Origin of the sequence: Pedobacter kyonggii (assembly GCF_004310665.1) — a bacterium.
In the GTDB taxonomy this organism is placed as follows: Bacteria; Bacteroidota; Bacteroidia; order Sphingobacteriales; family Sphingobacteriaceae; genus Pedobacter; species Pedobacter kyonggii.
Map to the genome: position 1 here is coordinate 18,615 of NZ_SIXF01000012.1, position 13,698 is coordinate 32,312.

The window sequence follows — 13,698 nt, forward strand, 5'->3', positions numbered from 1 at the left end:
TCTAAGGAGATATACGCAGATTTTGTGTTTACAGTATGCGACTACCTCTGCGTACTCTGCGCCTTCCTCTCTGTGATCTCTTTGCGGTTAAAAACTCAATAATTCTCCTTATTTTGGTTTCATGGATTTAGAACAGCTTAAATACCCTATTGGTCAATTTTCAATGCCCGAAATTTTCGATCAAAAACAAATCGACATATGGATTTCCGAAATCGAAGCTTTACCAAACCAGATTAAAAAAGCTACCGAAGGTTTGACCGATGAAGATTTAAATCAAGTGTACCGTCCAGGAGGTTGGACGTTGAGACAAGTTGTTCATCACATTCCAGATAGCCACATCAATGCCTACATCCGTTTTAAGCAGGCCATTACTGAGGATGTTCCAGTGATCAGGCCTTATTACGAGGAGCGCTGGGCCGAAACAGAGGAAGCCAAAAACGGAGATGTCAAATTATCAGTTGATTTGTTAACTGGTTTACATCAACGCTGGGTTGCTTTTTTGAGAACACTAAAACCAGAAGATTATCAACGAAGATATATCCATCCGGCTCAAGGAAAAGAACTTACTTTAGCAAACATGTTGGGTATGTACGCTTGGCATGGAAAGCATCATTTGGCACACCTTACAAATACGATAGCAAAATGGAAAGAACCCGTTTAAATTTCATGGTCTTAATCCTTATTGGCTTTTGTACCAATTTACAAGCACAAAAAGCCCCGTCAAGAACTTTTGCTTTTGCACTAGGCTCATGGGAAATGCAAACGCCGAAAGGAAAAATTGTAGAACTATGGAGTCAAAATCCAGATAAAACCCTAAGCGGCAAAAGTTATAGAATAAACACCAAGGGGGATAGTTTGCTTACCGAAAGCCTTCGGATCAAAAAGATTGGAAAAGAGATTTTTTATTGCTCAACCGTAACCGGACAGAATGGAGGAAAGGAAACTTGTTTCAAATTGATTTCTACCAAGGATGAAATTTATGTTTTCGAGAATAAAACCCATGATTTTCCGCAGAGAATAGTTTACCAAAATCAAGGTAAAAATGAAATGCTCGCCTGGATTGAAGGCGAGCTTAATGGTAAAACCCGAAAATCGGAGTTTAGGTATAAGCGGCAATAGGCTTACATCAAAATCAGCATCGCTGCACTCATGGCAATCATAATGGCATCTTCAACAATGGTTACGGTACTCATGGGTAGGTTAAACACCGCACCCAAACAGGCACACTGAATCTTTTTCTTGTTCAAAACACTTTCCAAAACACCAAAGATGCTTATCGTCATTACGACAAGCGTAACCCAGTTTACTGCTACGGGTGATAAGTTTAAAGCAAAAGATAAGCCTAGTCCGAGTTCGATAAAAGCATAGATATATCCCCACGCACCAAACTTTTTGGCTACGATATCGTACATGGCATAACTTTCGGCAAAGGCTTTCAGGTTAAGCATTTTAAAGAAAGAGAAGGTGAGGAAGAAACCAGCCATAAAAATGCGCATAAACACCATGAAATCAATTCCGGTAGAATGCCACGAAACCACAAGTGATATGACAGTAACATACCCAAATATCAACAAAATAGGTTTATAGGTTTCGGCCCACGATTTTGCTTCTTCAAGTGTTTCGCTATGGTGGGCTGCAGAAATTTGATATTTGCTTTCTGATCCGCCCAAAGCTTGTTGGAGTGTATCTAAGCCAATATGTTTATCCATGCTAATGGTGGCAGAATTGGTATCTTTCGAAACCTCAACAGAAGTTACATCTGGTAAAACGAGCAAATTACTTTTTACTTTATTTTCGCAACCGCCACAGGTCATGCCGGTGAGTTGATAGGTGTGTGTCATGATTAAAATCTTTATACAAATTTACCGCTTCATAGGGCCATAAGCGTTACAAAATAATCATAAAGTTTTATAAAATTTTCGGCTGCTGTCATTCTGAACGCAGTGAAGAATCTCTATCTGCGGCGGGCGGTTCTCTGTGATTGTGCGATAATTCCCTCACCGTTTAAATAGTTATCATTAAGAAATTAAGGCTTGATCAACGTTTTATAAACAAGCCACTATAGAAGGTGTTTACCCTAACCCTAAACCCTGCTTATCCCACCAAAACCGATGTCATGGTTAACGAACCACCAACAGCTTTGTCATTGAAGAAAGAAACCTCTTCCTTATCATTTTTCATTCCAAGGGTATAAATGAGCGGTAAATAGTGCTCTGGTGTAGGGATGGACAACATCGCATCGGTACCCAGGTTACGATAGTTGATCAAAGGTTTGTGATCGCCGTTGGCAATTAAATTTTTAAACTTATCGTTCATTTCAATCGCCCAATCATAACCTCCGCCATTAATCATTTCCCAACTTAACATGCGTAGGTTGTGCACCATATTCCCGCTGCCCAAAACCAATATTCCTTTTTTACGGAGCGCATAAATTTCTTTGGCAATTTCGTAATGTTGTTCAGGCGATTTGGTATAATCGATACTCAATTGCAAAACTGGAATATCGGCATTTGGGTACATGTGTTTAACCACTGTCCAGGTACCATGATCCAATCCCCAATCGTGGTCTAAACCAACAGAAGTGGAATGAATTAAATTCGGAATTTCTGCAGCCAGTTTTGGATCGCCTGGTGCAGGATATTGAACATCAAAAAGCGCCTGGGGGAACCCTCCAAAATCGTGAATGGTGCTTGGAAAATCCACTGCCGTAACAAAGGTTCCATGTGTGTACCAGTGCGCCGACACCACTAACACTGCTTTTGGAACAGGAATATTTTTTGCCAATTCAGCCCAGCTCTGACTAAACTCATTATTCTCGATACCGTTCATGGGTGAACCGTGGCCAATAAAAAGTGCTGGCATCAAGTCGGTTTGAGGCAAGCGCTGAGTAAAACTTCTGAATTGAGATAATGTAGACATGATTTTCTATTAGGTGATCGTCTTTTCGACCGAAGTGGAGAAATCTTTAAAGCTTATAAACCATCATAGGCTAAAAGATTTCTCGATTTCGCTGTGCTTCACTCGAAATGACGATTCAGGTGTTATTTCGCCTGAACAAACTCCAGGTTTAATTTAATAGCTACATCTTTTGCAACGCCGGCACCAGTTGGATCATATTTAATGTTATAATCTAAACGGTTAATGGTCGTTGTAGCACCAAATCCGGCTTTAGTGTTTCCTTGTTGATCTTTAGCCGTACCACCATAAACTACAGCAAATTTTACTTCTTTGGTTACATCGCGGATGGTTAACTTTCCACTTAACTCATAGTTGTTTCCGCTTAATTTTTTGAAAGAAGTGCTTTCGAACTTCATCGTAGGGTAAGTCGCCACATTAAAAAAATCGTCAGTTTTTAAGTGTCCGTCTCTCATGTCAACACCCGTAGTAATGCTATTCACATCAACGCTAAAGCTAATTTTAGCATCCGTCAAATCTGGTTTAGAAGCCGTAATTGTTCCGTCGAATTTTTTAAACGAACCGTCAACGAAAGAAATACCCATGTGTTTAACCGAAAAATTAACAAATGAATGCATCGGATCTATTTTCCAGCTTGTTTGTGCAAATGATGCTACACTAATTGAGGTAGCGATCAGAAATAAGAATAATTTTTTCATCAGGTTATAATTTAGTTTTAACTGTGATGAAGCTATCAGATTTTTTACCAATGTGGTTTGAAAAATCATGATGGTTTCATACTAGTAAATTTATTTAGCTACAAAGATAGCTGAAGATCAATCGATTAGTATTGATCTATGGTAAGAAATTTGAGGTTAGTATACGGCTTATAGGCTATTGTCCATGAGCCATCAACTATTTCACCTCATCTAGTGTTTTTCTGCTATCCATTGATGCTGCTTTATAAGCTGAGGGTGTAATTCCGGTTACTTTTTTAAACTGTGCCGATAAATGTGCAACACTACTGTAGTTCAATTGATAGGCAATTTCGCTCAAGGTAAGTTCGCCATAAGTAAGCATCTCTTTTGCTTTTTCTATTTTTTGAGCAATGAAATACTTCTCGATGGTTTGGTCTTCCACCTCCGAAAAAATGCTGCTTAAGCTCGTGTATTCCAATTTTAACAGCTCGCTGAGATAGGCAGAAAGATTGATTTTTAATGGCTCTTGGGCATAGTGTACCAGATTAATAATTGCGGTTTTAATCTGTTCTGCAATTTGGGTTTTCTTATCCTCAAGCAATTCGAATCCAAAATGAGTCAAACTATCCGATATCTTGATTTTATCCTCAGGAGAAATGTTTTCAGCCAAGGTAACCTCGCCAAGTTCAACCAATAATGGTTTAAAGCCGAGCTTTTCCAGCTCAGCTTTAACCACCATTTTACAACGGTTGCATACCATGTTTTTGATATGCAGCTTCATTAGTTCGATTTTATGGTTTCAGAAACGTCACCACAATTGAACATCATACTTCCATAATATGGATTTTCGATGTTCTCTTTTTCGTTTAACCAGCTTGCCTTTGCCATTGGGCAATGTTGAATGTAAACGGTCTTGCTATTAAACTTTAAACCCTTTAAGGTTTTGATCATGGCATAAGAAATTCCTTCAAAAGCTTTTCTTTGTGTTTTAATGTCATTAGAACCTGCAAGTTGAGCAGCTTTACTTTTAATGATGCCCGCTTGTTCCATAAATATTTTATGCTGATCGGCAGGTAGATCTTTATGGTTCACTGCATTTACTTTTGCCGAAAAAACCTTTACTTTTTCGATGGCTAAATCTTTTTTGTCAGCGGCTAAAGCATTTTTCACCTCGTAATAAGCTGTTAGCGCCTGATTTAAGGCTACATCTGTTTTGCTTTGTGCGTAAGTTAAAGCTGTTGTTGCGATTGTTATGATGGCAACTATTCCTAATATTTTTTTCATCGGTTTTATATTGTTTTTTTAATGGTGATGAAGCGATCATGGTTTTAATCTGACTGAAATTAATCTGAAAAACCATGATGGTTTCGTTTGTTGTATTTTATTTTAAAACGTTAAAGAAATTAAATTCTGCCCTAAGCAGATACATATTTTTGGTGTATCGGTTATCCATATTTCCAGTTGCCTGAAAGCGGTAGCCTAAATCGATCCGGGTTGTACTGTTCAAAATCATCTGTATGGCTGGGGCAATATCTAAGTACGATTGGCCACTACTTGGATCTGTTTTGCCCAGTAGCTCTAAATATACGTTAAAGTTCGGCTGCTTATAATCCTTGTAAACCACTGGCAAAACCAGATAACCTGACGATAAACTGTAGGATAACATGTTTTTAGGTTGTGGCATGCCAGCAATTTGCCTGTTGTTGTTTTCGAAAGCATGCGCATAACCCAAAGTTGTTGACAGGGCGAGTTTATGCAAAAGTTGCGTAAAAATTAATCCGCTCTGTATGCCACTATTGTCACCTTCCAGGTTAATATCTCTGGTGTAGGTTGGCCGTTTACTTGTGCTTACTCTTCCAAAGGCTGATGCCCTAAAATGGCTATGCGCTTCGTCCAGAGATAAAAACCGATACTTGGCGTAAAGACTTCCGCCTTCCAGGCGGTATTTTCCATCCATATCAGATAAAAAACCTTGAGCATGCATCATCAGGTTTTTGTTAAAACCGATCATTACTTCAGGAATAGTCCTACTTACATAACCTGGATAGTTAAACATGCCTTCGTTCGTAATTCTTATACCAATCGATTTGGTTGGCATATTACTCGCAGGTTCAGTAAATACATATAGCTCTTGTGCAAAACCATTTGTATAGGCGCCGATAATTATCAACGCTAATACGAATATCTTCTTCATATTAAGAAAGAACTAAATGGTATATACGCGTTTTTTTTCCGTTAACTACGCCAGTACCACTCGCATAGGCATCAGAATTAGCCGTTGTTGCTTGTTTTTTAAATGCTGAACCAGAAATGAAGTTTTTATCAACCACACTGGCTTTTACAGTTCCGTTAAGTGTTTTGCTTTTGGCATTTACAAAACGGTACACATTGCCATCAACAATTGCCTGACCTTTATCGTCTATTTTTACCTGGTTAAAATTGAAACTTGCAGTTAAGCCGCCAACAGAAAAACCAGCATCCTGAACCTTTTTGCGAACCAAATCAAGATTGATGTTAGCGTCCTTTTTAAAGGTTAGAACAAAGATGTTTTTGTTTAAATCGGGCTTTACGCTGCTGATAAAGTTTAGGGTTTCTAACGATTTTTGTGTTGCATTTGAACACATTGAGCAGGTTAAGCCTGTTACCTGTAAATCTGCTGAAGATATTTGTTGTGCCGATACATTAACGGTGAAGAACAGCATAATGATGCTGAAAATTTTTATTGCTTTCATGATTTTTTTGAATTAGAATTTAAGAGAATGTCAAATTGAGCCTGTCAAATGCAAAACGATGCATTGACGAGCCGAGGTTTAAAATCCTAATTCCTAAAAAAACAATTGAAAATGTGCAAGGCAATCCGCGAGGAAAGCGGCGGAGCTTTATTCGAAATCTTACTGAAAAACTTTGGTGTTATGTTCGTCAGAAATTCTAAAACTGGAGGATGAAGGAAAAGCTGGATAGAAAATAACTTCGGCATTTGTACCTGTGCCTCTGCTTGGTGACTATCTTTAACTTTAACCGTTACCTGTGTGTTTTTGCAACATCCATCATCTTTCTTTTCGGCTGGAATTTCCTTGCAGAATTTGCAGGAAACCTCGTTGCTAAAAAGTTTAACGTTTTCTAATTTGCCCCCACAGAAATGGAGACTTAAAGCCAAACCCATAACACTAACTGCATAGAATACAGCCAAAGAAAGTGCTATTTTTTGTTTTAACTTCATTAATACAAAGGTAAAGGAAAAAATATCTAATAATGCGAGCAATTATTTATTGAATTTCATTTTTTAGCTTAATTTAGCCTCAAACACCAATTAAATGAAGAAAATATTATTATTCCTCTGCGCCTTTTCGATACTTTCTGCTTTTGCGGCAAAGCCTAAAAACCAATATGTCCGCATCAAAACTGAATTTGGAGAGTGCATCGTTAGGCTATATAATCAAACCCCTTTACATCGTGATAACTTTTTGAAATTGACTAAAAAAGGCTATTATAATGGTATTTTATTTCATCGGGTGATCAAAGATTTTATGATTCAGGGTGGTGATCCGGATTCTAAAAATGCCAAACCTGATTCTTTATTGGGTGAGGGTGGACCTAAATATACCATTCCGGCAGAGTTTAATGATAGCTTGTTTCACAAAAAAGGCGTTCTGGCTGCGGCCAGGGAAGGTGATGATGTTAATCCGGCCAAAGCATCAAGCGGTAGTCAGTTTTACCTGGTTCAGGGAAAAGTTTTTACCGACCAGCAATTGGATAATGTTGAAGAAAAACGACTTAAATTCAAAATTCCTGAATGGCAGCGTGAGGTATATAAAACGATAGGTGGCACGCCTCATTTGGATAGAAACTATACCGTTTATGGCGAAATAGTGCTTGGTTTGGATATGGTTGATAAAATAGCTGTTCTGGCAACTGATAAAAACAATCGTCCAAAACAGAATGTGAAAATGGAAGTTTCAATATTGAAAAGAAGAGCGGCCAAGAAATTAGAGAAGCAGTTGTTACAAGCTTCTTTGAAAGATAAAATGGTTATGTAATTAATGGATCTTGTCTGTTGTCGAAAAAGAATAGGATTCTAATTTCTTCTTGATAAACCCTATAATAGAAAGAAGTATATTTCGAAACTACGCCTTTTCTAACTTGATTGTTTAATAAAATGGGTTCGTAAACGAATGGCTGAATGGCAATTAAATCAATTTTTTTATAAACACTGTGGATGAATTTTTCAGCGTAATCATATCCCCAAACTTCCTCGATGAACATCCCAATGCCGAGTAGTGTTTCGTATGCTTCTTCTGAAAAAGAAACTGTTAATGCCATTTCTCAGAGAGTCTTCTTTTAACTTCATTATAAGGGATTAATTTCCCTTCTTCAGCTTGCTTTAATCCTCTTTTAATACCTTCCTGAACATGTTTCGGTAATTCCTCTAAAATAACTTTTTCACTATGATTCAAAAGTATCTCTAACTCTGACAGGAGATTTTCGTCATCAGTTTCGAATACTTTTTTTGCGATCTCTATTTTTAGCTCTTCAATGCTCATAAACAAATTTAACGAAAGCAAATCTGAATTACTAAGCATTTATTTAATTAATTTCTAAATTTACCGCCCACAACAATTGAAATTTACTGAATGAAGATTATCTCCTATAATGTTAATGGGATTAGGGCAGCAAGTACCAAAAACTTTTTTGGCTGGCTTCAGGCTACAGATGCTGATATGGTCTGCCTGCAGGAAGTAAAAGCTTTGCCATCGCAGATTCCTGAAATTATTGCCCTGATTGAGCAACTTGGCTACCACCATTATTGGTTCCCCGCTGAAAAAAAGGGATATAGCGGTGTGGCAATTCTGACCAGAATTAAACCGAATCATATCGAATTTGGCTGCAGTGAAGAATGGATCGATAAAGAGGGTAGAATTTTAAGGGCAGATTTTAACGATTTTTCTTTAATGAGTCTCTATATGCCATCTGGCTCAAGCGGAGATGAACGTCAGGTTAAAAAGTACGAATTTATGCGGTTCTTTGATGAGTACATCGGAGAATTGCGTAAGGAGATCCCGAATTTGATTGTAAGCGGCGATTATAACATCTGCCACACCTCAATAGATATCCATAACCCGAAATCAAACGCCAATTCATCTGGATTTTTACCAGAAGAACGGGAGTGGATGCAGTTATTTTTGGATAATGGTTTCATCGATACTTTCCGTCATTTTAATAAAGATCCACACCATTATACCTGGTGGAGTTATCGCGCGGGCTCCAGAGGGAAGAACCTGGGTTGGCGGATCGACTACCATTTGGCTACCAAACCTATGGAAAACCGCCTGAAAAATGTTAGAATTTTACCCGATGCGATACATTCAGATCATTGCCCGGTTCTTTTAGAGATAGATTAATGTATTTGGTTAACCGTTTTGTTATTCACGATTAACCGATTTAAATAGTTAACCAATTAACCTTCAGCTAACCAAATGCTAATCACAGATATAAAAGGCCTGGTAGGCTTACATTCCAAAGATAAATTAGTGCTGCGTGGCAGTGAATTAGGTCATTTAGCTGTTCTTGAAAATGCATGGCTTTTAATCGAAGATGGTCTGATCAAAGATTTTGGCAAGATGGATTCAATCCCGTATCATATCTCAAATCTCCCATCTCAAGTCTCGGCAAAGGGCAGATATATTTTCCCTTCATGGTGCGACAGCCATACACACATTGTTTTTGCTGCTTCGCGCGAGGAAGAATTTGCCATGAAAATCCAAGGCAAAAGCTATGAGGAAATTGCCGCTGCGGGAGGTGGAATTCTAAATTCGGCAAATAAACTCCAAAAAGCTTCAGAAGACGAATTGTTTGAAAGTGCATCTGTGAGATTAAAGCAGATGATCCTTCTGGGAACTGGTGCCGTTGAAATTAAAAGCGGATATGGGTTAACCACAGAGAGCGAAATCAAAATGCTCAGGGTAATCCGCAGGCTAAAAGATCAGTTCCCGATTCCTATAAAAGCAACTTTCTTAGCCGCTCATGCTTATCCGGCTGAATTTAAAAACAACCATCAGGGTTATATCGATTTAATTATTAATGAAATGTTGCCTCAAATAGCAGAAGAAAAATTGGCTGACTATATTGATGTTTTTTGCGAAAAAGGGTTTTTCTCTGTCGAAGAAACCGATCAGGTATTAAAGGCGGGTGCAAAATATGGACTAAAACCAAAAGTACATGCCAATCAGCTTTCCGTTTCGGGGGCAATAGCGGTTTCTGTGCAAAATAGAGCCATTTCAGTTGATCACCTCGAAGAAAGTGATGAAGAAACAATAGAAACGTTAAGAAATGCTGATGCCATTGTAACATTACTCCCTTCTTGTTCGTTTTATCTGGGTATTCCTTTTGCTGATGCCAAAAGCTTTATTAAAGCCGATTTGCCGGTTGCTTTGGCTACCGATTACAATCCTGGTTCAACACCTTCAGGAAACATGAATTTTGTGGTTTCACTTGCATGCATTAAAATGAAGATGCTCCCTGAGCAGGCGATAAATGCTGCAACATTAAATGGTGCGGCAGCAATGGAGATAAGTGAAGATTATGGGAGCATTGCTGTTGGTAAAAGAGCGAACCTGTTTATAACCAAACCGATGTCTTCAATTGCCTATTTGCCGTACAGCTTTGGCGAAACGCAAATAGAAACTGTTATTTTAAACGGTGAAATTTACAATGGATAACCTTAAAATATATTCGCAGGGCAACATCGATCATTTACTGATCGCTCGTGATGGCGAAATCAAACTGGGCGAAAGGGTTAATGTATATCAACATGAGGAGCGAGCTTTATCAGGTGATAGTATTTCGGTAGATGGATTAAAAGCCAGTAGTTCGAAATTTGTATTGTTCGGTATTCCGGAAGACATAGGCGTGCGTGCAAACCTGGGTATCGCAGGTGCAGCCTCTATGTGGCGGCCAAGTTTGGTGGCTTTTTTAAATATCCAGAGCAATCGCTTTTTAAACGGAGAGGAGGTTTTGGTTTTAGGCCATTTCGAAATCGATGAGCCCGAAGATTCTTCCTTAATGGGTTTAAGAAATAAAGTAGCACAGATTGATGAGCTGGTTTATCCCGTAATTGAAAAAATTGTAGCTGCAGGTAAAATACCTATTGTGATTGGTGGTGGTCATAATAATGCCTACCCCATAATTAAGGGTACTTCTTTAGCACATGAAGAGCCAATAGCGGTTTTAAATGTGGATGCGCATGCTGATTTAAGAGAACTGGAAGGTAGGCATAGCGGGAACGGATTTTCTTACGCGCTAAAGGAAAACTACCTGAATAATTATTTCATGTATGGCTTGCATCAAAATTATAATAATGAAGCCATTTTAAATCAAATAGATACGAACCCAAAGTTTAAGGCTGTGTTTTTTGAAGATATTTTAACCGGGGCTGACTTTACTGACATAGTGAATGAAATAGGCTCAGTTGTAGGCTTGGAAATTGATCTGGACTGCGTTCAAAATGTACTTTCCAGCGCCGAAACACCATCTGGTTTCGCAATTAACGATATTAGAAAGTTAATTTTGACTAGCGCAAAGAAATTTTCTTATTTGCATTTAAGCGAGGGGGCAACCCGAATGTTGGATGGGAGGGTGAGTAGGTTGACCGCTAAACTGGTTGCTTATCTGGTGAGCGATTTTGTTAAAGGCTATAGTTCTTAAGTTTAGGCACGTATTCATGGAAAACACGGAGTATTCCTGTGTTGGGTTGTCCGCCAAAGCCGTCATTTCGAGTGGAGTGTAACGCAGCCGAGAAATCTGTCTCGAGCGTACTTTTGATTTAGATCTCTCCATTCTGCTGTGTTCCAGTCGAGATGACGAAAAATTGGGGAAGGGTGAAGACTTTTTTATGAAGCACCCAGACCGAAAACTAATGGCCACTGAACTAATGAGCCCTTACAGGTGCTCAGCTTCGTATTTTTCACCAGCTTTCAGCATCAGTTCGATCTGTTTCAGGTCTTCAGCCGTTAATTCCTCCTTTTCCTGTAACTCGAATACCGCAATCATATTGTCTTCGTATTGTTTTTCGGTTTTGATAACGATTTCCTGTGGCATGCTGGTAAGCTTAAAATTTTATAATTTCTGTTGGCGTAATGCAAAAATCCAACTTGATGTCGTGTTCATTTACATCATCGATTTTTTCAATAGCAGGGCACAAAGATAAGCCTATTTTTTGAGCATTTATATCCTGTAAAAAACGATCGTAAAAGCCCTTGCCATAACCCACCCGGTAACCTTGTTTATCGAAAGCTAAAAGTGGAATAACAACAAGATCTACTTCGCCCTCATGTAGGTTTCCTTTCTGCGGTTCCAGGATGTTATAAAGGTTTTTCTTTAAATCGCCTACTCCTAAATATTCGTGATTGGTCATTAAAGCGGTTTCAAAATCGGCTTTAGGTACAATGATTTTAATTCTGGGGTGATTTTGGTTAAGCCACTCGATCAGTAAAAAAGTATTAGGCTCTTTTTTCTCTGTAATGGGTAAGAAGATGTGTAGTGTTTTAATTTGGCTAAAATCGAGTGTTTTAAGCTGTTTTAAAAGTGCATCGTTCAGGCTTTCGTATGTCGCATCGCTTAGCAATAACCTGTCTTTTAATGCTTGCTTTCTGATTTCGGCTTTTAACATAATATTCAAATTTATGTTTTTATAACAAGATAGCGAAGCAGGTTGTTTTTTACAGATGTAGAAACCAAAAAGCCCCTGAAGAGTTCACTTCAGAGGCTTCCATATATTTTAATCAAATTATTTTACACGCTCAACGTACTCGCCGGTGCGGGTATCGATTTTAATTTTGTCTCCTTGGTTTACAAACATCGGAACTTTCACCTCAACACCATTTTCTAATGTTGCCGCTTTTAATGCGTTTGTAGAAGTATCGCCTTTAACAGCTGGCTCCGAATAGGTAATTTCAAATTCAGCAAAGTTTGGCAATTGAGCCATAATTGCTTCTTCGCTTTCCATAGAAACAATAATGTTCATGCCTTCCTTTAAGAATTTAATAGCCGAACCGAATAAAGCTTTCTCAACGTTAAACTGTTCGTAATTGTTGTTGTCCATTACTACCAGATAATCACCTTCTTCGTATAAATATTGATAATCATTGGTTTCAACGCGGCAGATTTCTACAGCCTCGTCGGTATTCATACGAGCTTCAACAATTCTGCCCGATTTAATGTTACGGAATTTACCAGTGTAAAATGCTCCACCTTTTCCTGGTGTACGGTGATTCCATTCGTCAACAGTAACCAGCTCGTTGTTTATGCGAAGAATGTTGCCTGTTTTAATTTCTGATGCTTTTGCCATATTGTGTTATCCTAAATTGGATTTATATTTCAGTTTTTCGTGACGGCAAAGGTAAAATTATTTTGATAAAAACCTATAAAGGTTTAAGGTATAAGGCTTAGGGTTTAAGGAGATCTAAAGCCTCAGTTCTGCTATTTTACCCGCTCCATGTATTCGCCGGTTTTGGTGTCAACTTTAACCTTATCTCCCTGGTTAATAAATAAAGGAACCCTTATTTCTGCGCCGGTTTCTACAGTGGCATATTTTTGTGCACTGGTAGAGGTATCGCCTTTTACAGCGGGTTCGGAATAAGTAACTTCTAACTCTACACTATTAGGAAGCTGTGCAACAATCGGTTCATCGCTCTCAAAAGCAATAGTTACATTCATGCCCTCTTTTAAAAACTTAATGGAGTTTCCGAAAAGCAACTTGGGGATATTGTATTGCTCAAAAGTGTTGTTGTCCATCACCACCAAATAATCGCTATCTTCATAAAGGTATTGATAGTCGTTGGTTTCTACACGGCAAATGGTCACCTCTTCATCGGTCCGGAAACGGTATTCTACAATTTTGCCAGTTTTTACGTTGCGCATGCGGGCCTGATAAAAAGCCCTTAAATTTCCTGGAGTACGGTGGATGTATTCTTCTACACTTACCAACTCTCCGTTAAAACGAAGCACATTTCCGCTTTTTACTTCTGATGCCTTTGCCATTTTATAATGAAATCTAGTTTTGTTAATTTTTGAGCACCAAAGTTAAAAAAAAGGAATGATGATTTGGAAA

General features: G+C 38.4%; 20 protein-coding genes. 6 read left to right on the top strand and 14 right to left on the bottom strand.

Features of this window, described 5'->3' with window-relative positions:
- Positions 1-121: 121 nt before the first annotated feature.
- Together EYS08_RS13465 and EYS08_RS13470 are read left to right on the top strand one after the other, a co-directional pair.
- The gene (locus EYS08_RS13465) at positions 122-661 is read left to right on the top strand and encodes a YfiT family bacillithiol transferase (RefSeq protein WP_131030538.1); all 540 of its coding nucleotides are present in this window, start codon (positions 122-124) and stop codon (positions 659-661) included.
- Positions 643-1,119 carry a DUF6265 family protein gene (locus EYS08_RS13470; protein ID WP_131030539.1) on the top strand — a complete coding sequence of 159 codons (477 nt, stop codon included), beginning with the start codon at positions 643-645 and terminating at the stop codon, positions 1,117-1,119. The genes EYS08_RS13465 and EYS08_RS13470 overlap by 19 nt, the downstream gene beginning before the upstream one ends.
- 2 nt (positions 1,120-1,121) lie before the next feature.
- Here EYS08_RS13470 and EYS08_RS13475 read toward each other — a convergent pair whose 3' ends face one another.
- The 8 genes from EYS08_RS13475 to EYS08_RS13510 all read right to left on the bottom strand — a co-directional run bounded on the left by EYS08_RS13475 (position 1,122) and on the right by EYS08_RS13510 (position 6,813).
- Complete coding sequence (locus EYS08_RS13475) at positions 1,122-1,841, bottom strand: heavy-metal-associated domain-containing protein (RefSeq protein WP_131030540.1); 720 nt, start codon at positions 1,839-1,841, stop codon at positions 1,122-1,124.
- A gap of 253 nt (positions 1,842-2,094) precedes the next feature.
- Positions 2,095-2,919 carry a 4,5-DOPA-extradiol-dioxygenase gene (gene ygiD, locus EYS08_RS13480; protein WP_131030541.1) on the bottom strand — a complete coding sequence of 275 codons (825 nt, stop codon included), beginning with the start codon at positions 2,917-2,919 and terminating at the stop codon, positions 2,095-2,097.
- Positions 2,920-3,041: 122 nt separating this feature from the next.
- Positions 3,042-3,614: a YceI family protein gene (locus EYS08_RS13485; protein WP_131030542.1), complete on the bottom strand. Its 573-nt coding sequence runs from the start codon at positions 3,612-3,614 to the stop codon at positions 3,042-3,044.
- A 196-nt stretch (positions 3,615-3,810) separates the two neighbouring features.
- Positions 3,811-4,374 (bottom strand): helix-turn-helix domain-containing protein, encoded by a 564-nt coding sequence (locus EYS08_RS13490; protein ID WP_131030543.1) that lies wholly within the window; start codon positions 4,372-4,374, stop codon positions 3,811-3,813.
- On the bottom strand, positions 4,374-4,877 hold the full coding sequence (locus EYS08_RS13495; RefSeq protein WP_131030544.1) for a DUF3347 domain-containing protein: 504 nt from the start codon (positions 4,875-4,877) through the stop codon (positions 4,374-4,376). Before EYS08_RS13495 ends, EYS08_RS13490 begins: the two co-directional genes overlap by 1 nt.
- A gap of 97 nt (positions 4,878-4,974) precedes the next feature.
- Positions 4,975-5,787 (bottom strand): hypothetical protein, encoded by an 813-nt coding sequence (locus tag EYS08_RS13500; protein WP_131030545.1) that lies wholly within the window; start codon positions 5,785-5,787, stop codon positions 4,975-4,977.
- Between the two features lies 1 nt (position 5,788).
- Positions 5,789-6,325, bottom strand: a complete 537-nt coding sequence (locus EYS08_RS13505) for a heavy-metal-associated domain-containing protein (RefSeq protein WP_131030546.1) — start codon at positions 6,323-6,325, stop codon at positions 5,789-5,791.
- Positions 6,326-6,411: 86 nt separating this feature from the next.
- The gene (locus tag EYS08_RS13510) at positions 6,412-6,813 is read right to left on the bottom strand and encodes an HYC_CC_PP family protein (protein WP_131030547.1); all 402 of its coding nucleotides are present in this window, start codon (positions 6,811-6,813) and stop codon (positions 6,412-6,414) included.
- A 94-nt stretch (positions 6,814-6,907) separates the two neighbouring features.
- On the opposite strand from EYS08_RS13510, the gene EYS08_RS13515 reads away from it, so the two are divergent.
- On the top strand, positions 6,908-7,630 hold the full coding sequence (locus EYS08_RS13515) for a peptidylprolyl isomerase (protein WP_131030548.1): 723 nt from the start codon (positions 6,908-6,910) through the stop codon (positions 7,628-7,630).
- Here the strand turns inward: EYS08_RS13515 and EYS08_RS13520 are convergent.
- Both EYS08_RS13520 and EYS08_RS13525 read right to left on the bottom strand, forming a co-directional pair.
- Entirely contained in the window at positions 7,623-7,913 is a 291-nt protein-coding gene (locus EYS08_RS13520; RefSeq protein ID WP_131030549.1) for a type II toxin-antitoxin system RelE/ParE family toxin, read from the bottom strand. The genes EYS08_RS13515 and EYS08_RS13520 overlap by 8 nt on opposite strands.
- Complete coding sequence (locus EYS08_RS13525) at positions 7,904-8,134, bottom strand: hypothetical protein (RefSeq protein WP_131030550.1); 231 nt, start codon at positions 8,132-8,134, stop codon at positions 7,904-7,906. The genes EYS08_RS13520 and EYS08_RS13525 overlap by 10 nt, the downstream gene beginning before the upstream one ends.
- Before the next feature lie 90 nt (positions 8,135-8,224).
- Here EYS08_RS13525 and EYS08_RS13530 point away from each other — a divergent pair, with 90 nt between their 5' ends.
- The 3 genes from EYS08_RS13530 (at position 8,225) to EYS08_RS13540 (ending at position 11,294) form a co-directional block, all read left to right on the top strand.
- A complete protein-coding gene (locus EYS08_RS13530; RefSeq protein WP_131030551.1) occupies positions 8,225-8,992 on the top strand; it encodes an exodeoxyribonuclease III in 768 nt (255 codons plus the stop codon).
- 75 nt (positions 8,993-9,067) lie between these two features.
- Complete coding sequence (hutI, locus tag EYS08_RS13535; protein WP_131030552.1) at positions 9,068-10,309, top strand: imidazolonepropionase; 1,242 nt, start codon at positions 9,068-9,070, stop codon at positions 10,307-10,309.
- Positions 10,302-11,294, top strand: coding sequence for a formimidoylglutamase (locus tag EYS08_RS13540; protein ID WP_131030553.1), 993 nt, complete (start codon positions 10,302-10,304; stop codon positions 11,292-11,294). The genes hutI and EYS08_RS13540 overlap by 8 nt, the downstream gene beginning before the upstream one ends.
- A gap of 234 nt (positions 11,295-11,528) precedes the next feature.
- Here the strand turns inward: EYS08_RS13540 and EYS08_RS25740 are convergent, their stop codons facing one another.
- From EYS08_RS25740 to efp (EYS08_RS13555), 4 genes are all read right to left on the bottom strand, one after another.
- Positions 11,529-11,687, bottom strand: coding sequence for a hypothetical protein (locus EYS08_RS25740; RefSeq protein ID WP_157255332.1), 159 nt, complete (start codon positions 11,685-11,687; stop codon positions 11,529-11,531).
- 10 nt (positions 11,688-11,697) lie between these two features.
- Positions 11,698-12,258, bottom strand: a complete 561-nt coding sequence (locus EYS08_RS13545; RefSeq protein WP_131030554.1) for a 5-formyltetrahydrofolate cyclo-ligase — start codon at positions 12,256-12,258, stop codon at positions 11,698-11,700.
- A gap of 117 nt (positions 12,259-12,375) precedes the next feature.
- Positions 12,376-12,936, bottom strand: coding sequence for an elongation factor P (gene efp, locus EYS08_RS13550; protein ID WP_131030555.1), 561 nt, complete (start codon positions 12,934-12,936; stop codon positions 12,376-12,378).
- 131 nt (positions 12,937-13,067) lie between these two features.
- A complete protein-coding gene (gene efp, locus EYS08_RS13555; protein ID WP_131030556.1) occupies positions 13,068-13,628 on the bottom strand; it encodes an elongation factor P in 561 nt (186 codons plus the stop codon).
- Positions 13,629-13,698: the final 70 nt, after the last annotated feature.